16 protein-coding genes are annotated in these 17464 nt (G+C 72.7%); 8 read left to right on the top strand and 8 right to left on the bottom strand.

The window, feature by feature from the left end:
• Positions 1-2337, top strand: a complete 2337-nt coding sequence (locus ABGB05_RS03450) for an AAA family ATPase (RefSeq protein ID WP_347651632.1) — start codon at positions 1-3, stop codon at positions 2335-2337.
• A gap of 5 nt (positions 2338-2342) precedes the next feature.
• Here the strand turns inward: ABGB05_RS03450 and ABGB05_RS03445 are convergent, their stop codons facing one another.
• Positions 2343-2750: a nuclear transport factor 2 family protein gene (locus ABGB05_RS03445; protein WP_347651631.1), complete on the bottom strand. Its 408-nt coding sequence runs from the start codon at positions 2748-2750 to the stop codon at positions 2343-2345.
• Positions 2751-2841: 91 nt separating this feature from the next.
• Between ABGB05_RS03445 and ABGB05_RS03440 the strand changes: the two genes are divergently transcribed.
• Positions 2842-3480, top strand: a complete 639-nt coding sequence (locus ABGB05_RS03440; RefSeq protein WP_347651630.1) for a TetR/AcrR family transcriptional regulator — start codon at positions 2842-2844, stop codon at positions 3478-3480.
• Between the two features lie 28 nt (positions 3481-3508).
• Here ABGB05_RS03440 and ABGB05_RS03435 read toward each other — a convergent pair whose 3' ends face one another.
• Complete coding sequence (locus ABGB05_RS03435; protein WP_347651629.1) at positions 3509-4033, bottom strand: GNAT family N-acetyltransferase; 525 nt, start codon at positions 4031-4033, stop codon at positions 3509-3511.
• Positions 4034-4148: 115 nt separating this feature from the next.
• The gene (locus tag ABGB05_RS03430) at positions 4149-4802 is read right to left on the bottom strand and encodes a DUF4291 domain-containing protein (protein WP_347651628.1); all 654 of its coding nucleotides are present in this window, start codon (positions 4800-4802) and stop codon (positions 4149-4151) included.
• Positions 4803-4945: 143 nt separating this feature from the next.
• Here ABGB05_RS03430 and ABGB05_RS03425 point away from each other — a divergent pair, with 143 nt between their 5' ends.
• From ABGB05_RS03425 to ABGB05_RS03415, 3 genes are read left to right on the top strand one after another with little or no spacing between them, the layout of a single operon-like run.
• Positions 4946-7660, top strand: coding sequence for a hypothetical protein (locus ABGB05_RS03425; protein ID WP_347651627.1), 2715 nt, complete (start codon positions 4946-4948; stop codon positions 7658-7660).
• Positions 7657-9177, top strand: coding sequence for a hypothetical protein (locus ABGB05_RS03420; RefSeq protein WP_347651626.1), 1521 nt, complete (start codon positions 7657-7659; stop codon positions 9175-9177). Before ABGB05_RS03425 ends, ABGB05_RS03420 begins: the two co-directional genes overlap by 4 nt.
• Before the next feature lie 19 nt (positions 9178-9196).
• On the top strand, positions 9197-11116 hold the full coding sequence (locus tag ABGB05_RS03415; RefSeq protein ID WP_347651625.1) for an ATP-binding protein: 1920 nt from the start codon (positions 9197-9199) through the stop codon (positions 11114-11116).
• A 34-nt stretch (positions 11117-11150) separates the two neighbouring features.
• Here the strand turns inward: ABGB05_RS03415 and ABGB05_RS03410 are convergent, their stop codons facing one another.
• Positions 11151-11975, bottom strand: coding sequence for a hypothetical protein (locus ABGB05_RS03410; protein WP_347651624.1), 825 nt, complete (start codon positions 11973-11975; stop codon positions 11151-11153).
• 182 nt (positions 11976-12157) lie between these two features.
• Between ABGB05_RS03410 and ABGB05_RS03405 the strand changes: the two genes are divergently transcribed.
• Entirely contained in the window at positions 12158-12370 is a 213-nt protein-coding gene (locus ABGB05_RS03405) for a hypothetical protein (RefSeq protein WP_331214315.1), read from the top strand.
• A gap of 120 nt (positions 12371-12490) precedes the next feature.
• On the opposite strand, the gene ABGB05_RS03400 is transcribed toward ABGB05_RS03405, so the two are convergent.
• The 4 genes from ABGB05_RS03400 to ABGB05_RS03385 form a co-directional block, all read right to left on the bottom strand.
• Positions 12491-12952 (bottom strand): DUF3263 domain-containing protein, encoded by a 462-nt coding sequence (locus ABGB05_RS03400; protein ID WP_347651623.1) that lies wholly within the window; start codon positions 12950-12952, stop codon positions 12491-12493.
• Between the two features lie 164 nt (positions 12953-13116).
• A complete protein-coding gene (locus ABGB05_RS03395; protein WP_347651622.1) occupies positions 13117-14133 on the bottom strand; it encodes an ABC transporter permease subunit in 1017 nt (338 codons plus the stop codon).
• A complete protein-coding gene (locus tag ABGB05_RS03390) occupies positions 14130-15149 on the bottom strand; it encodes an ATP-binding cassette domain-containing protein (RefSeq protein WP_347651621.1) in 1020 nt (339 codons plus the stop codon). Before ABGB05_RS03390 ends, ABGB05_RS03395 begins: the two co-directional genes overlap by 4 nt.
• A 110-nt stretch (positions 15150-15259) precedes the next feature.
• Positions 15260-15439 carry a hypothetical protein gene (locus ABGB05_RS03385; RefSeq protein ID WP_347651620.1) on the bottom strand — a complete coding sequence of 60 codons (180 nt, stop codon included), beginning with the start codon at positions 15437-15439 and terminating at the stop codon, positions 15260-15262.
• Positions 15440-15652: 213 nt separating this feature from the next.
• On the opposite strand from ABGB05_RS03385, the gene ABGB05_RS03380 reads away from it, so the two are divergent.
• A complete protein-coding gene (locus ABGB05_RS03380; protein WP_347651619.1) occupies positions 15653-16819 on the top strand; it encodes a histidine kinase in 1167 nt (388 codons plus the stop codon).
• On the top strand, positions 16807-17451 hold the full coding sequence (locus ABGB05_RS03375; protein WP_347651618.1) for a response regulator transcription factor: 645 nt from the start codon (positions 16807-16809) through the stop codon (positions 17449-17451). Before ABGB05_RS03380 ends, ABGB05_RS03375 begins: the two co-directional genes overlap by 13 nt.
• The last annotated feature ends 13 nt before the right edge of the window (positions 17452-17464 follow it).

Here is a 17464-nt window from a genome sequence, read left to right as displayed (position 1 = left end):
GTGACCGGTCCGGATCTCACCCTCACCGCCAGTCTGCGGCCGGCCGCGCTGGACGCCCGGCGGGGCATCGTCCGGCTGCATCCGGAGGTGCTGACCGCGCTCGACCTGCACTCCGGCGACCCGGTCCGGATGACCGGCCGACGGGTGACCGCCGGGATCGTGGCCCGGGCGGAGTCGACGGCGAGCCGGGCCCTGCTTTACGCCGACGACCTGACCCTCGGCAACCTCGGGGTACGGGACGGCAGCCAGGTGGTGGTCACACCGGTACCGGTGGTGGCGGCCCGCCGGGTGCTGCTGACCGGTCCGCCCGAGATCGCCGCCGCCGTCTCCCCGGAGATGCTCCGGCTCGCCCTGCTCGGCAAGGTGGTGACCAGCGGCGACGACGTGTCGCTGCTGCCACAGGACGTCCTTCCGGACGCGGCGGTCCGGACCCTGGTCGAGGCGGCCCGGCGCAGTCTCGCCAACACCGTCGGCTACGCCTGGACGAGCACCCTGCTCACCGTGACCGCGGCGGAGCCGGGCCCGGAACATGGCACCGACACCGCGGAGCCGGTCTCCGTGCTGGTCACCATGGACAGCGTGGTCGGCTGGCGGCACGGCCACACCACACCCGGCGACGGCCCGACCGAACTGCTGGCGGTGACCGGCGGCGAGCGTACCGGCGGCGGCTGGCCGGGGACGGCGCCCCGGTCGGCGGGGGCCACCGCCGGGGCGGACGACCGGACCACCGCCGGGCCGGGAGCGACCCCGGCCGGGGCGGGTGCCGAGCCGGCCACGCCGGCCCTGGACGACCTGCCCGGGCTGCGTAGTCAGGCGGAGGAGCTGACCGAACTGCTCGACCTCGGCTTCCACCACCGGGAGGTGCTCGGCCGGCTGGGCACCACCGTGTCGCTCGGCGTACTCGTCACCGGGCCGGCCGGTTCGGGCAAGTCGGCGCTGGTGCGGGCGGTCGCGCACGCGGTCGACGCCCGGGTGTCGGCGCTCTGGGCGCCCGAGGTCGCCGCGCTGACCAACGACGCCGCCGCCCGCCGGCTCCGCGAGGTCTTCGCCTCGGTCCGGGACGACAACGGGCCGGCGGTGCTGCTGGTCTCCGACGTGGACGCGCTCGTCCCACGCGAGGCCCCGGGACCGGTCGGTACGGTGTTCCGCCAGCTGCTCGGCACCGCCGTCCGGGCCGGTACGGCGGTGGTCTGCACCACCAGCCGCCCCGAGTCGGTGGACCCGTCGCTACGCGCCCCCGACCTGCTCTCGGTGGAGATCGCCGTACCGCTGCCGGACGCGGCGCTGCGGCGCGAGCAGTTGACCGTGCTGACCCGGGGGATGCCGCTCGCCGAGGACGTCCGGCTGGACGAGGTCGCCGCCCGTACGCCGGGATTTGTCGCCGCCGACCTGGCCGCGCTGGCCCGCGAGGCCGGGGTGCGCGCGGCGCTGCGCCAGAAGGAGGCGGAGTCGCCGACGGTGGCGATGGCCGACTTCACCGCCGCCCTGGAGGTGGTCCGGCCGACCTCGATGGCCGAGTCGTCGGTGCTGGAGCTGGCCGGGGTGACCCTGGACGACGTCGGTGACATGGCGGAGGTCAAGGAGACGCTGACCGAGTCGGTGCTCTGGCCGTTGAACTACCCGGACACGTTCGCCCGGCTCGGTGTGCAGCCGCCGCGCGGGGTGCTGCTCTACGGCCCGCCCGGCTGCGGCAAGACCTTCCTGGTCAGCGCGCTGGCCGGGACCGGGCGGGCGAACGTGCTCTCGGTCAAGGGCGCCGAGCTGCTGTCGAAGTGGGTGGGCGAGAGCGAGCGGGCGGTCCGGGAACTGTTCCGGCGGGCCCGGGAGGCGGCGCCGACGCTGGTCTTCCTGGACGAGGTGGACGCGCTGGCGCCGGTCCGGGGCCAGGCCACCGACGGCGGTACGACGGACCGGGTGGTCGCCGCCCTGCTCACCGAACTCGACGGGGTGGAGACGCTGCGCAACGTGGTGGTGGTCGGGGCGACGAACCGGCCGGACCTGGTGGATCCGGCGCTGCTGCGGCCGGGCCGGCTGGAACGTCTGGTGTACGTGCCGCCGCCGGACGGCGCCGCCCGGGCCGAGATCCTCCGGGCCGCGTCCCGGTCGGTGCCGCTCGCCGACGAGGTGGACCTGGCCGCGCTCGGCGGGGAACTCGACGGCTTCTCCGCCGCTGACTGTGCCGCCCTGGTCCGGGAGGCGGCGCTGGCCGCGATGCGCGAGTCGCTGGAGGCGACGACGGTCCGGGCCGAGCATGTGGCGGCGGCCCGGGAACGGGTCCGACCGTCCCTGGACCCGGCCCAGGTCGCCTGGCTGGCGGCGTACGCGGCACAGCGCTGAGCCGGTCAGGCCGGGTTGAGCGCCTGCATGATCGTGTGGGTGGGCTGGTACTCCCGCCAGTGCAGCAGCTTGCCGTCCCGGGCCCGGAGCACGCCGACGAACGGGGCGCTCGCGGTCGCCCCGGTGGCCGGCACCGTCGCGACGAGTTCGTACTCCACGACGATCACCTCCGGGTCGGTGGTCTGGTGGACGACCACGTTGCGGCAGTCGTCGAACCGGATCGGCAACGCGGCCCGGCCGGCCCGGGTGAAGTCGAGGATCTGGGCCCGGCCCTGGATCCGGGTCGGCTGCCCGGGTGCCGCCATCGGCATCTCCAGCACCGCCTCTTCGGCGAGTTGGTCCGACTCGAACGTCACGTCGTTGGCCAGCCAGCGCTGACGCATCTCGGCGAAGACGTCTCGGGGCGTGGTCATGACGGTGCCACCTCCAACTAAAATGAGCGATGACTCGACTTGCGACGACGATAGTGAGTCATGACTCATCTTTCAAGGAGTGGTCCCCCGGATGTCCCCACAACCCGCTACGACCGGACCGGACCAGGCCACCGGGCCCGACCGACCGATGCGCGCGGACGCCCGCCGCAACCGGGCCCGGATCCTCGAAGCCGCCGAACAGGTCTTCGCCGAACAGGGCGCGTCGGGCTCCACCGAGGAGGTGGCGAGGCGCGCGGGGGTGGCGGTCGGGACCGTGTTCCGGCACTTTCCGACCAAGGACGACCTGCTCGCCGCCATCATGAAAAATCTGCTCGAACAACTCGTGACCGAGGCCGGGGCGTTGAGCGCCAGCGAGCCGCGCACCGCGCTGTTCACGTTCTTCACCCGGATCGTGGAACAGGCCGCCGCCCGGAAGTCCGTGGTCGACCTCCTCACCCGCAATGGCGTCGACATCCGGCTCCCCGAACTGGTCACGGTCTTCGCCGGCACGGTCGACGGCATGCTGCGTCAGGCGCAGGCCGCCGGCACGGTCGATCCGGCGGTACGACTGCCCGAGGTCATGGCACTGCTGGCCAGCACCAGTCAGGGTGCCCTGTACGGCGGCTGGGACCGGGACCTGCGACACCGCACCCTCGACGTCGTCTTCGCCGGGCTCACGCCGAGGCCGGACCGGTCCATCGGCACCGCCGGGCAACACGTCGACCGCTGACCAGGACTCCGGTCACCGTCGGACGGGGTCAGCCGGCGTCGAGCAGGTCCACGTCCTCGCTGACCCCGAGCCGGATCTCGGCCCGGACCGCCGTACCGTCCTGGACGAGCACGGCTCCACCCCGCCGCAACAGGTTGACCGCCGGCAGGTTCTCCGGCCGGGTGTCGGCGACCACCCGCCGGGCACCGGCCCCGATCGCCTCGGCGAGCACCAACCGCAACGCGATCAACCCGATGCCCTGGCCCCGGGTCGACTTGCCCAGCCACATCCCGGTCTCCAGGGTCCCCGGCTCGCCCCGGCGACCCAGCCTGATCATGCCGACCACGTCGCCGTCCTGCTCGATGGCGTACATCAGGTTGCCGGTCGGGCCGTCCAGACCGCCGAAGTGCGACCGGTAGAACGCCCGGAACGCGTCCATCCGGGCCTGTGACCAGCCGGCGGGCGCGTCGACCGGCGGCATGACCTCGTCCGGCTCGGTTTCGGCGACCGCCACCGAGAGCAACGGTTCGAGGTTCTGCTCGTTTACCGGCGTCAGCCGTACCTCACGGGTCACGGCTCCGATGTTTCTCGCCCCACTCCGGCCCCGTCCACCGATTTGCCCGGCCCGCACCGTTCGGCCGATCCCCATCGCGCCGGCCGTCCACCCCGGTGGCCGCTGGTCGTGTTGCTCAGGACGCCGGCCGGTGGGAGCCGGAACCTCCGGCCGGAGGCGGCACCACCGCCGGTAGGGACGCGCCGACCACCGCCGCCACCTCGTCGGGCAGCGGGTACGGCCGCTCCGGCGGCAACAACCCCATCGCGGTGTCCCGGTCACCGGCCCGCAACGCCGCCCGGATCGCGTGCGCGGTCGCGGTGACATCGGTGATCCCGACGGTCCACCCGTCGACGTACCGGGCGACCGCCGGGCCGCTCAGCCCGACCTGGATCGACCGGTGGTCCAACGGCCGCAGGTCCAGCGAACGCTCCGGGTCCCACTGCACCCGTACCGGGCTGGCCCGCAACTGCTCGGCCCAGGCCGTACGGCTGGCGTGCCGGTCCCGGTCGTAGTGGCTCAGGCAGGCGTGCGCCAGCGCCCACTCGAAACCGGCCCGGGTGATCTCGATCGCCAGCACCGTCTCCTGGCCGGGCTTGCCGGCCCATCCGCAGCGGTACATCATCCAGCGGAACGACGGCTTGATCCAGGTCATCCGCTCCCGTTTGAACGGCGGGACGAACCGGCCGTTCGCCACCGCCGGGCCGGCGATCGGTGGCGAGTACGCCTGGTAGACCGTGATCGTCTCGGCGGTGTACCCGGCCCGGACCTGACGCTGTGGCACCGACACGTCGCCGATCCTGCCCTCCGGACCGGTCCGTGGCCAACCGAATTGGCCGGGCGGACCTTCGCGGACCGGACGTGTCGTCCGGTCCGGCTATTGTGCCCCGGGTTGATCGACCGGGCGACACCACGAACAGGCATGGGAGATCCATGTACGACCAGAACACCGCCCGAGCCGTTGCCGCGCTACTCACCGTCGTCCGGACCGACGACTGGGAGCAGTTCGTCCAGCGGATCGGGGCACCGCTCGCCCCCGCGCTGCGGGAGGCCACGACAACCCTGCCGGTGCCGCTGCTCCGGGCGGCGGTGCACGGTGCCGACTCCGACGTACGGAGCGCGCTCAGCGACAACGCCGTCCTGGTCGGCGTCTACCCCCGGTTGGTGGCTGAACTGATCGGTCGGGGCAGCCTGGTACTGGCCCGTAACGCGTTCCTGCACCGGCTCCCGCCCGGCCGCCAGTCCCGGGCGGTCTTCGCCGCCGCCGACCCGGCGGTGCCCGGCTGGACCGCCCCGGAAGGCCCGGTGCCGGCCCTGCTGGCACACACCGACCCGGCCCTGTTCCGGACCCGCACCGACCCGGCCCTGCTCCGGGCCGCGGTGGTCAGTCTCTTTCCCGACCTGGTCCGCCAGGTGATCAGCGTGGTCGGCACCGACCTCACCCCGGCGGAACAACTCCGGGCCCTGCTCTCGCTGCACGACTCGGCCGGCCCGGACGCGGTGGCGGCGGTGCTGGCCGAGGACCGGCTGGCGCCGGAGGTCGCCGACCTGGCCCGGGAGGCGCTGGCCGGCCCGGACGGACGTCGACGACTGGCCTCGGCCACCGAGGCCGCCGAGAGCACCCGGGCCCTCGTCGACGACCTGCGGCAGCGTGAGTCCGGCCGGAAGGTCCCCGGACAGCGCCGTAACCACTCGGCCACCGAACTGGTCGCGGCCCGGACCGAACTGGACTGGGAACTGCTGCACGCCGAGTACGTCCGCCAGCCGTTCCGTCGGGAGGAGACCGTCGGGGCGTTGGCCAGCCAGCCGGACTGCCCGAAGACGTTGCTGCTCGCCATCCTCGCCGCGCCGCCGAAGGTACGGAGTGCGTCGAAGTGGGCCGAGGGTCTGGCCCTGCACGCCCTGCACGCCGGGGTGCGCGGCGCGGACCTGCTGCGACTGGCCAGGCCGGCGGTCGGGGTGCTGGACGTCGCCCAAACCAATCGGGCGGCCAGCCGGTACCCCTTGCTGGACCGTGACTCGTTCGTCTCCGGATCCCGGCTCCGCACGTCGACCTGGTTGGCCCGTTGGGCGGAGTTCAACCGGGAGCTACGGGTCCTGGTGCGGGACCGGCTCGGCGACCAGGTGGCCGCCTGGCGGTCGCTGCGGGCCCGGCTCGCCGACTTCACCGGCCCGGTACCCGAGCTGATCGACGAGGCGCTGGCCACCGCCGACCACAGTCCGGCCGGGACGTCGTGGCCGGACGGCGGTGACCTGCCCGATCCCCGCCGGTCGGTGACCCGGCTGCCGGCCGCCCGCTCCGCGTTCCTGGCCCTGCTGAACGCCGCCGAGCCGGCCGCCCAGGCCGCGCTGCTGCCGCACCTCGACGACCGTACCGCGCACGACCTGGTGGTCACCGGCTCACTCACCCCCGCGCTCACCGAGTGGATCGTGACCGCCGGCAGTGCCCGGGACCGGTTGGTGCTGGCCCGCCGTAAGGGCCTCGCCGCCGAGCTGATCGAGCGGCTGCTCCGGTTCGACGATCCGGAGGTGACGACCAGCCTCTTCTTCCAGGATTCGAGCACCCCCCGACAGCGGCTGGTGATGGTGGTCGGTACGCCGTTGCGGCCGGGCGCGTCGGGGCAGTTGCCGTTGCCGTCCGGGCTCCGGGACCACCTGCTCGGCAAGCGGGCCAACTCGTGGGTCACCCCGTACAGCCTGGGTTGCGGAGATCCGCAGGTGGTCCGGAACGTTCTCCGGTACTTCGGGGTCAAGGCCGGCGCGGCCCGGTTGCGGCTGATGGCCGGGCTGTGGCGCCGTAGCGGGCCGGACGCGGTACAGGCCCTGCTCGACGAGGACCTGACGGTGGTCTCCGGCCAGCGCACCAAACGGTTCGACCCGGCGCTGGTGACGCTGCTGACCCGGTTGCTGGCCGAGCCCGACCCGGCCGTCGCGGTGGAGCGGCTGCGGGCGTACGCCGTGGTGGCGTTGCTGCGCGAGGCCGCCGCCGCACCACCGCCGCCGCCGGCCACCGAAATCGGTCTGGCCGACCTGCTCGACGTCGAGTTCCCGAGCTGGGACTGGGCGACGGTGCGGGCCGAACACGCCCGCGCGCCGCTGCCCGGCCAGCTGCTGCACCACCTCGTCGCACGGCCGGGCTGCCCGGCCGAGTTGGTCGAGGCGAAGGCCGAGGCCGACGCGGAGGCGACCAGCGGCGGCCCGGCTGGCCCGGGTATGCCGACGGGAGCGGGTACACCCCCGGCTGCTGGTGCCCCGGTGGCCGGGTCGACGGGGAGGCGGACAGGCGAATCCCCGATCCTGCGGCTGGCCCGGGGTGCGGAGGTCGCCGAGGTGCTGGCCGACACCGCCGTGGACCAACGGCCCTGGTCCGGCTGGCCGGCCCGCGCGGTCCGCGAGGAGCTGCTCCGGGCCGGGGACGTGCTGCGGTACGGACATCCGGCCGTCCAGGTGTTGGGCCTCGCCCCGGTCGCCGGGGATCCGACGGCCCGGACCACACTGGCCGAGTTGGTCGCGCCGATCGACGGGAACCTCGACGCGTGGCTGCTCGTGCTGCGTCTGCTCGCCGACTTTCCCGGCGCCCTGCCCGAACTGGTCGCCACCGCCAGACTGGCGACCCAACCCGCCACCGCCGGACCGGCGACCCGGTGAGCGGCCACGACGGCCACCACCGGCCGACCGGCGCCGGTCCCGGGGTACGTCGGCACCGGCGTGCGCCGCACCTGGCCGACCTGCGACGGCTGCTCGCCGGGGAGCCGGCCGACGCCGAGGTGGTGGAGCGGGCGCGCCGGCAGAAGGAGTCCGCACTGCTCGACTTCGGCGTCGGGCACAGCGTGGTGGCGTCCTGGTTGTACACGAAGTGCCACCACCACATCGCCACCACCGCGATACCGACCGCCGCCGTGGTCGCCACCGGGGACGGGGTCTGCGCCCTGCTCTACAACCCGTACTTCTTCGCGGGGCTCGACCTGGACGGGGTCAAGTTCGTGCTGTTCCACGAGGCGCGGCACCTGATCCACCGGCACCTGCACGTCGATGAGGACCTGCGCGACGACCCGGCGTTCGTCCTCGCCGCCGAGGTGGTGATCAACCACGTGGCGATGCGCCGCCTGGGGCGCAGCGGCCTGCCCGGCTGGACCCGGGTGGACGACGACGGGACCACGGTGACCACACCGACCGGCGTCGACCCGGTCCAGGTCCACCAGGAGTACGTCGCCGACCTGCGCGCCCAGGGCCTGACCCCGTTGTCGTACGACGACTTCGTGTACACCGACTTCACCGTGTACGGCGAGCTGAAGCGGATGACCACGCTGCTCCGGCCGGAGCCGGTGCTCTGCGTACACCTCGACGGTGACGGCGACGGCGACGGCAGCGGCGACGGTGGTGGCGACGGACGGGAGGGACGCTGGGGGGTGCCGCTGGACGACGAGACGGTCGAGCGGCTGGCCGGTGAGGTGCTGCACGAGGTGATGCAGGCTGCCCTACGCGGCAACCCGGCCGCCCGCGAGGAACTGCTCGACCTGGCGGACCGTTCGACGGACGGCGGCGAACGACTGACCCGGCTCTGGGGCCGGCTCGGGCTGGACCGGCTCCGGGGCAGCACCCCGAAGACCCGCCGGATCGACTGGTGGCAGCGCTGGCTGACCGACGTACTGGCGTCGAAGCTGACCGAGGGCGAGCGGCTGGTCTATCCGAAGAAGCACGGGGCGGTGCTGCTCGCGCTCGGCCACGAGCCGATGCTGCAGCGGCGTGGCCCGGAACGGACGAAGGTGGTGCTGATCGCCTTCGACACCTCCGGTTCGATGCCGGACGTGGTGGTGCGCTGGTTGACCACACTGGTCGGCCAGACCGCCGGGGTGGAGAGCCACTGGCTCAGCTTCGACGGGGTGGTGACGCCGTTCGTACCCGGGGAACGGGTCTCCGGCGGTGGCGGGACCAACTTCCAGAACGTGGTCGACTACGCCGAGGGCCGGCTGGAGGTGGACGGCCGGCGGTTCGACGTCGAACCCGACGCCGTCATCATGGTGACCGACGGGTACGCGCCCCCGGTCACCCCGGCCCGACCCGAGCGGTGGATCTGGCTCATCACCGATCACGGCAACGACTGGCCGGAACGACACCACCCGCCGATGGCCTGCCACCGGGTCAGCTCCGGAGGGTCGGCATGACAGGTGACAGGAGCGGCGAGTGGATACAGTGGACCTGATCCGGGACGGCGGCACGGGCGTGTCGGCCGACACGGGCGTATCGGCCGGCAGCGGTACGGCGGCCGGCCGCCGACGGTGGCGGCCGAACGCCACGTACCGGAAGCCACCCGACGCCGGGACCACCGTCCGGCTGGAACGCTTCATCGACGCGATGATCGAGACCGGGCAGACCGGTCAGATCTTCGGGGAACACGGCATCGGCAAGACCTCGACGTTCGTGTCGTACGTCCCGGCGCGCTACCCGGACACCACCCTCGTGGTGGTGCCGGCGGCCAACCTGACCCCGGACGACCTGCTGGTCAACGCCCCGGTCCGGGACGCCCGCAGCGGGGAGCTGGTACTCCGACAACTGATCATGCGACAGCTCGTCCCCGGGCAACCGTTCGTGCTGCTCATCGACGACTCGTTGCAGGCCGGCAACACCGTCCAGTCCCAGCTGATGCAGATCGCCTGCAACTGGACCCTCGGCGAGTACAACCTGCGTGACCTCGGCTGTGTCGGGGTCTTCCTCACCGACAACGAGTCCCTGGCCGAGACCGCCGTACGCCGCTCCGACCTGGCGATCCTGGACCGGATGGTGACCATTCGGCTGACCGCCAACGACACCGCGTGGCGGTACGCGCTCGCCGACCGCTTCCCCGACCGGGACCTGCGGGAGGTGTTCCGGATCTGGGCGTCGCTCAGCCCACACCTGCGTCAACTGCTGTCACCCCGCACCCTGGAGCACGTACTCGCCTGCGCGGAGGAGGAGTTTCCGCTGGCCTGGGGCCTGCCGCTGCACAACGGCAGCCGGTTGACGCTGACCGAGCAGCGCTCCGACGGCAAGCCCGGCCGGGACCGTACCGGGGAGATCCTCGACGAGATCGCGGCGGCGGTCGGCGCCCGGAACCCGGGCAGCATCCCCGATCCGGTACGGCGGATCCTGCGCACCGCGATCACCAACCGCTGGGCGGTGCTGCTGCAGGGGCCGCCCGGCTGCGGCAAGACCGAGATCACCCGACAGATCGTCCGGGAGGAGACCGGTGCCGACCCGGTCTACTTCTCGCTGCCGGTGACCAACGTCGAGGACCTCTGCGTACCGGTGCCGACCCCGGACGGCGAACTCGACGCGATGCTGGCCCGGTCGCTGCTCACCCGGGAGCCGAAGGTGCTGGTCTGGGACGAGTACAACCGCCCCAAGGACAAGGCGACCTTCGCCAAACTGATGGAGATCACCCAGGAGTGGACGCTCGCCGGGCGGACGATCCCGAACCTGCGTGCCCAGGTGGCGTTGCAGAACCCGCCCTACCACCTCGGCCGCAAACTCCTGGTGGCCAGCAACAACGTCGCCCAGGCGAGCCGGTTCACGGTCAGCTACGAGGTACGCCCCGAGGACATCCCGGCGAACGAGTGGCTGATCTCGACGTACGGCGAGACGGCCGAGACGGTCCTGGAGTGGTGGAAGAACGACATCGACGACGAGGGGCGGGACTGGGTCACCAAACGCACCCTGGAACGCCTGATCCGGCTGCACCAGGTGGGGATGCCGTTGGAGCCGGCGCTGATCTACCTCGGCGACGGCGAGTACGCCCCGGTCCCGCTGTCGGCGTTGGAGGCCCGGCTCGCCGACCGGCCCCGGATCGGGCTGCGGGAACTCGCCCGGCAGCAGGCCGCCTGGACGGCCCGGCTGGCCGCCGCGTCGGAGTCCTCGGCCGAGGGCACCAACGACACCGACCTGGTGCACCAGATCTTCTCCAACGCCGAGGTGTCCCAGTTGGAACGGCACCTGGACCTGGTCGCCGGGCTGCTGCCGTACCTGCCGCCGAAACTGCGGGCCACCTACCTGGTCGGCCAGAGCCCGGAACGGCAGCGGTTCTGGGTCACCGCGCTGGCCCGGATGGCCCAACTCGGCCAGCCCTGACCGCCGCACCCGACGCCGGTCACCGCTGTCGGCCCTACAGTTCGCAGAGGACGGCGGTGGCGTCGTCGTACCGCTTGAAGCCGGACCGGCGTTGGCCGTCGTCGGCCTCGGCGAGCCGGACCCGACGGATCAGCTCGTCCGGCCCGGCCGAGCTGAGCAGGTCGAGCAGACCCCGCCAGTCGAACAGGTCGAACTGTTCGACCGCCCGGGAGGTGCCGTCGGTGAGCAGCGCGGCCCGGCGTACCCGGTCCGGGCCGGTCAGCGGGCGGCTGCCGGTGACGGCGTGGAACGCCGCGTCGGGGTTGGCGGCGGCGACCCAGTAGCCGTGGGTCTGGTTCATCTGTTCGCGTTGCAGGGTCACCGAGCGGCGGAACCGGGTGACGTGGTCGGCGTCGTGCCCGGTCAGGCTGAGGGCCTTCTGCCGCAGGTCGGCCATTGCCGTGTCGAGCCGGTTGTCGGAGATCACCTCGATTCGCTCGCCTCGGTCGAGGATCAGCGGACTGTCACAGAGCACCAGGTAGTCGATGTGGTCGCCGCCGTAGCGGAGCAGGCAGACGGTGGCCGACGGGGTGCCCGGATGGTCGAGGTCGCACCGGCCGTCGTGGTCGGCCCGGACCGCCAGGATGGCGGCGGCCAGGTTTCCGGCGAGCGCGGCGGCCGGTCGCTGGGCGGTGGCGAGCCCGATCCGGGCGGCGAGGTGCCGGACGTACCACTCCGGTCCGTGCACGCAGCCGGTGTCGAAGCCCTCCGGCACCGTCGCCCCGTCGAGTACGCCGACCAGGTCCCCGTACCGGAAGACGTGGTCCTCGTTCCCGATCCGCCCCGGTGCCGGCACCGAGGCCGACCGGACCCGCATCATCGGCCCGACTCCGCGGATGACATGACTCCTGTCTACCGCGTCGCGCCCGGCTCCGGTGTCGTCTCCGCCGATCCGCTCGTTCGGCCCGGGTGCCGGCGACACCGACATCAGCAATCCTCCGAACAGGGTTGGTCACGGACGGTAGCGTCGATCGTGGGGGTTCAGTGCGGAGGGGAGCAGAAATGTTGGGACACCTGCACAAGATGGGGCTACGCGCCGAGCACATGTACATCGCGGGGGCGGCCAGCATCGGCCTGTCGTTCCTGAGCTGGATGCTGTCGAAACAGATGGAGAACGCCGGCATCGACCGCGCCGACCGGTGGGGCATCTTCATCGGTGAGTGGGCGCCGACGTTCATCGCACTCGGCAACGGGCTGCGGACGTACGAGAAGTGAGCCGCAACCCCCGGCGGCGTCCGCGTGAGTGCCGTCGCCGGGGGTCCGCGGTGGCCGGTCGCGGCTCCTGACCATGCTCCGTCCCGACGGGGCGATCGCCCCGTCGGACGGACGGCCAGGTCAGCGGCGCCGACTGCGACTACGGGTGGCCCGGAGCCGACGCAGCCGGGCGACCAGCACCGGCTCGACCGCGAGCGCGTCCGGGTTGTCGAGCAGGCCGTTGAGGATCTGGTAGTACCGGGTCGCGGAGATGTCGAAGCTGTCCCGGATCGCCTGCTCCTTGGCACCGGCGTGCTTCCACCAGCGCCGCTCGAAGGCGAGGATCTCCCGCTCCCGGTCGGTCAGGCGGGTGGCGGGAACAGCGCCGGGCGCCGGTGCCGATCCGTCCGGCGACAGCCCGCTCTCCGGGGCGTCGGTAAGCGCCGATGCAGCCGGTTCCGGCCCGTTGTCGGACCGCTCGGTGGATCCGGCCGGTTCCGGCCCGCGCGGCTGTGGCACGCGTACCGGGGCGGTGTTGTCGTCCGCCTCGTCGTCGGCGGGAGCGTCGGCGTACCTCATCCGCTCCTCCGGGGTGGGGGTCACGACCTGCGAACAGCCTCCCCAGGGTAGCGACGGCCGGCCAGGACCGCACCGGCCGCCGCGCCCGGTGACCCGGCACACCACGAACGGTGCGGGGCGGCGCCCCCCGGTCGCCGCCCCGCACTCCCACGGCCCCCGCGTGGGAGCCCTTCCTGACACCGGTCGGGTCAGGTGATGTCCCGCCGCCGCATCGTCCAGATCGCCGCACCGAGCACCAGCACCAGCGCGGCCGAGAGCAGGATCGACGAGTTCTGCCAGGTGACGTCCAGGGTCTCCGGCTGGCACTCGCCGGTGTAGGAGACCTGGCAGGAGTCCCAGTTCTGCAGAGTGATCTTCTTCTGCATCCAGGCGAGCAGGTACGTCGGCAACAGCCAGGTCTCCATGAACTTCACCTGGGCGATGGCCAGGACGGCACCGAGTCCGAACTGTCCCACCACCATGACCCCGAGCACCCCGCCGAGCGCCAGCGCGGTGTGCCGGCCCAGTGAGGCGAGGCCGAAGCCGAGTGTGCCGGCGACCAGGATCAGCACCAGTCCGCGCAGCCCGGTCAGGCCGGCCGACTGCCAGGCCCCCGAGGTCATCCCGCCGGTGGTCCCGCGGTAGGTGCCGGTCGCCCAGAACGCCGCCGTCCAGGCCGCCGCGGCGACCACCGTCACCCCGAACAGCGCGGTCAGCAGCGCGGCCAGTTTGGTGAGCAGCACCCTGACCCGTTGTGGTCGCCAGAGCAGCAGGTTCATCATGCCGCCGGTGCTCCACTCCGCGCCGACGAACGAGGCCCCGGCGACAAACGCGACAAGCGCCAGCACCGCGGTGAAGGTGATCGCGGTCTCCGGGAACTGCTCCCGGAAGTCGAAGGTCGCCGGCAGGAACCACCGGGCCTCGAAGGACTCCCGGGGCGGCGGCGTGATCGTCGAGCAGTCCTCGGGGAACCGGTTGTTGTTCGGCTCGCCGGCCGCCTTGGCCCGTTCACAGTCCGTACGGGCCTGCTGGGCGTACCCGACGTTCTGCTGGTACACCTGCTCGGCGGAGCGCTCCGCCGCGGCGAGCTGCTTCGGCCCGATCTTCTGGTTGGTGAAGAACATCCCGGCCGCCACCGCGACCAGCACCAGCAGACCGGCCAGGGTCATGTACCGGACAAAACGCCGCTTGCGCAGCCGACGCAGCTCGGTCGTGTAGAGGCTCATACTCCCCACCCCTTGGCGGTCGAGTCGGACGAGGCGCCGCCGGACTGGCCACCGACCACCGCGGACTGGTCGACCTGCCGGTGCTGGCCGGGCACCGGGGCGGTGGCGGTCAGCTCCAGGAAGACGCTCTCCAGGTCGACGGTGACCGGGGCGAGTTCGCTGACGTACAGGTCGGCGTCGGCGAGGGTACGGGTGACCGTGGCCGGCTTGTCGAGGCCGTACACCAGCAGGTGGTCCTCGGCCGGGGTGACCTGGGCGCCCGCGCGGGTCAGCAGGTCGGCGGCGGACGGCAGGTCGGTGACCGCCTCCAGGCGTACCCGCAGGCCGTTGCCGGAGTGCTGGGCCAGCACCTCGGCGACCGGCCCGGCGGCGACCCGCCGGCCCAGCGAGATGATGGTGACCGAGTCACAGATCAGCTGGACCTCGCCGAGGATGTGGCTGGAGAGGACCACGGTCATCCCGCTCGACGCGAGGTCGCGCATCAGGCTCCGCATCTCGCGGATGCCGCCGGGGTCGAGCCCGTTCGCCGGCTCGTCGAGGATCAGCAGCTTCGGGTTCTTCAGCAGCGCCGAGGCGACGGCGAGCCGCTGCTTCATGCCGAGCGAGTACGACTTGACCCGTTCCCTGGCCCGCTCGCGCAGGCCGACCATCTCCAGCACCTCGGTCACCCGCTGCTGCGGGACCCCGCCGGCGCCGGCCAGCAGGGAGAGGGTGTCCTCGGCGGTGAAGTGCGGGAAGAACTGGGGGCTCTCCACGATCGCGCCGACCTGGCCGGCGACGGTCGGCAGTGCCGCCGGCACCTCCTGACCGAGGATCGCCATCCGGCCCCCGTTCGGCCGGATCAGCCCGAGCAGCGTACGCAGGGTGGTCGTCTTGCCCGAGCCGTTGGGCCCGAGGAAGCCGTGCACCTGACCGGCCTCGACCACCATGTCGAACCCGTCCAACGCGCGACGGGTGCCCCGGCGTCTACTCCGGTAGGTCTTCTGTAATCCCTCGATCTCCAGTACGGGAGCCATCCATCGGCCTCTCTGGTCACGTCCGATATCGCCGACACCGTACCATCGCTTTGCGAGCTAGTGTGCTATCCGCGCTACTGGCGCGCCGCCGGGCGGCGAGCCGCCACGGCTCAGGGCTGCTCCTGCCGCTGCCGCCGGTGCAGGCCGACCAGCCCGACCAGCGCGGCGATCCCGACCCCGCCGGTGCCGGCACTCATCGCGAGCTGGGAGATCCCGTCCGGGACGGTGATACCGACCAGGATGTTCGCGACGATGGCGGCCGCGAGCACGATCCAGAACAGAGCCTTCATGAGTTTCGATCCCTTCGAGATGGTCCGACCGGCGCTCCGCGAGCCGCGGGGTCCGTCGGACGAGCCGTCGTCCGTGGTACGACTCCATCGTGCCGGCGACAACGGAAGGGATCGATGGGCCGAACCCCCGGATCCGGGGTGCAGCCTGCTACACCACGACTCCGGCGGTCCGCCCCACCGTCAGCGTCCGGTTCCGCGCCTAGCCTGGTGGCCATGCGGGAGGCGATCGACAACGCACTACGCGGGACGTACCGGTTGACCGTCGCGGCGGGACTGGCCCTCGGGTCGTACGTCTTCCTCGCGCTGGTCCCGCTGGCCGTGGTGCTGACCGGCACGGTGATCGGCGCGGGAACCCTGCCGGAGACCGTGCTGGTGCTCCGCCACCTCGCCGGGTTCAAACGTCGGCAGGCCGCCGAGTGGAGCGGCGTCGAGATACCCGAGGCGTACCTGCCGCTGACCGGCCGGCTCGGCGAACGGGTCCGGACCGCGCTGACCGATCCACAGACCTGGCGGGACCTGCGCTGGCTGGTCCTGCACCTCGGCTACGGGCTGGGGCTGTTCATCGCGGCGCTGGTGGTCTGGCCGTTCGCGCTGCTGGTCGACGGCGCCTGGTCCGGTCTGCTCGGTCAGCGGCCGGTCCTGCTGCCCCAACTCGACCGGCTCACCGACCTCGACGCCGCCTGGTCCCGGGCCCTGCTGACCCCGGGTCCCGGCCGGAGTGCGCAGCTGGCCGAGCGGATCGCCACGCTCACCGCCACCCGGGCGGACGCGATCGCCGCACACGGCGCCGAGCTGCGCCGGATCGAACGGGACCTGCACGACGGCGCCCAGGCCCGACTGGTGGCCCTGTCGATGCGGGTCGGCCTGGCCCGGCGGCAGTTCGACCGTGACCCGGAGGGTGCCCGGAGTCTGCTCGACGCGGCCCAGGACCAGGCCGAGCAGGCGTTGGCCGAACTGCGGCAGGTGGTCCGGGCCATCTATCCGCCGATCCTCAGCGACCGGGGTCTGGTCGGCGCGGTACGCGCCCTCGCCGCCAGCAGCGGACTGACGGTGGCGGTCGAGGTGGACGGACTGGCAGGGCCGGACGACCCGCGCCCACCGGCGGCGATCGAGGCAGCCGGGTACTTTGTCGTCGCGGAGGCGCTGACGAACGCGGCGCGGCACAGCGGGGCGAACCGGGCGGCGGTACACCTGAGCCGCGTCCCCCGGGGATTACGGATCGTGGTCCGGGACTCCGGTCGCGGAGGTGCCCACGAGGCGGGCGGCAGCGGACTGTTGGGCATCCGGCGCCGGGTCGCCGCCCTGGACGGGGCGATGACCATGACCAGCCCCGTCGGGGGGCCGACGACGATCGAGGTGGACCTGCCGTGCGTGTGGTGATCGCCGAGGACAACGCCCTGCTCCGGGAAGGGCTGGTCCTGTTGCTGACCTCCGCCGGCCACGAGGTGGTGGCGGCGGTGGTCACCGGGCCGGAGGTGCTGCCCGCGATCCTGGAGCACCGCCCGGAGATCGCCGTGCTCGACGTACGTCTGCCGCCGGGCCTGCGGGACGAGGGCCTGCGCGCGGCCCTCGACGCCCGGCGGAAGATCCCTGGCCAGCCGGTCCTGGTGCTGTCCCAGTACGTGGAGGAGACGTACGCGGCCGAGCTGCTCCGCGGCGGCGCCGCCGGGGTCGGCTACCTGCTCAAGGACCGGGTCGGTCGGGTCGACGAGTTCCTCGACGCCCTGGAGCGGGTGGCGGACGGCGGGACGGCGCTCGACCCGGAGGTGGTGACCGAGCTGCTGACCCGCCGGCGCGACGATCCGCTGGAGTCGCTCACCCCACGCGAGCGTGAGGTGCTGAAACTGATGGCCGAGGGGCGGGACAACTCGACGATCGCCCGGACCCTGGTGGTGACCGAACGCGCGGTGAGCAAGCACATCGGCAACGTCTTCCTGAAGCTGGGGCTGCCGCCGAGCGACAGTGGACACCGTCGGGTGCTGGCGGTGCTGGCCTACCTGAATCACACCTGACCCGCCACAGAGT

Origin of the sequence: Plantactinospora sp. B5E13 (assembly GCF_039871775.1) — a bacterium.
Taxonomy (GTDB): domain Bacteria; phylum Actinomycetota; class Actinomycetes; order Mycobacteriales; family Micromonosporaceae; genus Plantactinospora.
The sequence above is the reverse complement of the archived record's forward strand: the minus strand, read 5'-3'. Positions and strand labels throughout refer to the sequence as shown.

What these genes read in the sequence shown, in the direction of transcription:
- ABGB05_RS03445 (WP_347651631.1), bottom strand. Translation starts at nt 2,750, where the DNA reads ATGACCACGCCCCGAGACGTCTTCGCCGAGATGCGTCAGCGCTGGCTG.
- ABGB05_RS03440 (WP_347651630.1), top strand. Translation starts at nt 2,842, where the DNA reads ATGTCCCCACAACCCGCTACGACCGGACCGGACCAGGCCACCGGGCCC.
- ABGB05_RS03425 (WP_347651627.1), top strand. Translation starts at nt 4,946, where the DNA reads ATGTACGACCAGAACACCGCCCGAGCCGTTGCCGCGCTACTCACCGTC.
- ABGB05_RS03410 (WP_347651624.1), bottom strand. Translation starts at nt 11,975, where the DNA reads ATGATGCGGGTCCGGTCGGCCTCGGTGCCGGCACCGGGGCGGATCGGG.
- ABGB05_RS03405 (WP_331214315.1), top strand. Translation starts at nt 12,158, where the DNA reads ATGTTGGGACACCTGCACAAGATGGGGCTACGCGCCGAGCACATGTAC.
- ABGB05_RS03395 (WP_347651622.1), bottom strand. Translation starts at nt 14,133, where the DNA reads ATGAGCCTCTACACGACCGAGCTGCGTCGGCTGCGCAAGCGGCGTTTT.
- ABGB05_RS03390 (WP_347651621.1), bottom strand. Translation starts at nt 15,149, where the DNA reads ATGGCTCCCGTACTGGAGATCGAGGGATTACAGAAGACCTACCGGAGT.
- ABGB05_RS03385 (WP_347651620.1), bottom strand. Translation starts at nt 15,439, where the DNA reads ATGAAGGCTCTGTTCTGGATCGTGCTCGCGGCCGCCATCGTCGCGAAC.
- ABGB05_RS03380 (WP_347651619.1), top strand. Translation starts at nt 15,653, where the DNA reads ATGCGGGAGGCGATCGACAACGCACTACGCGGGACGTACCGGTTGACC.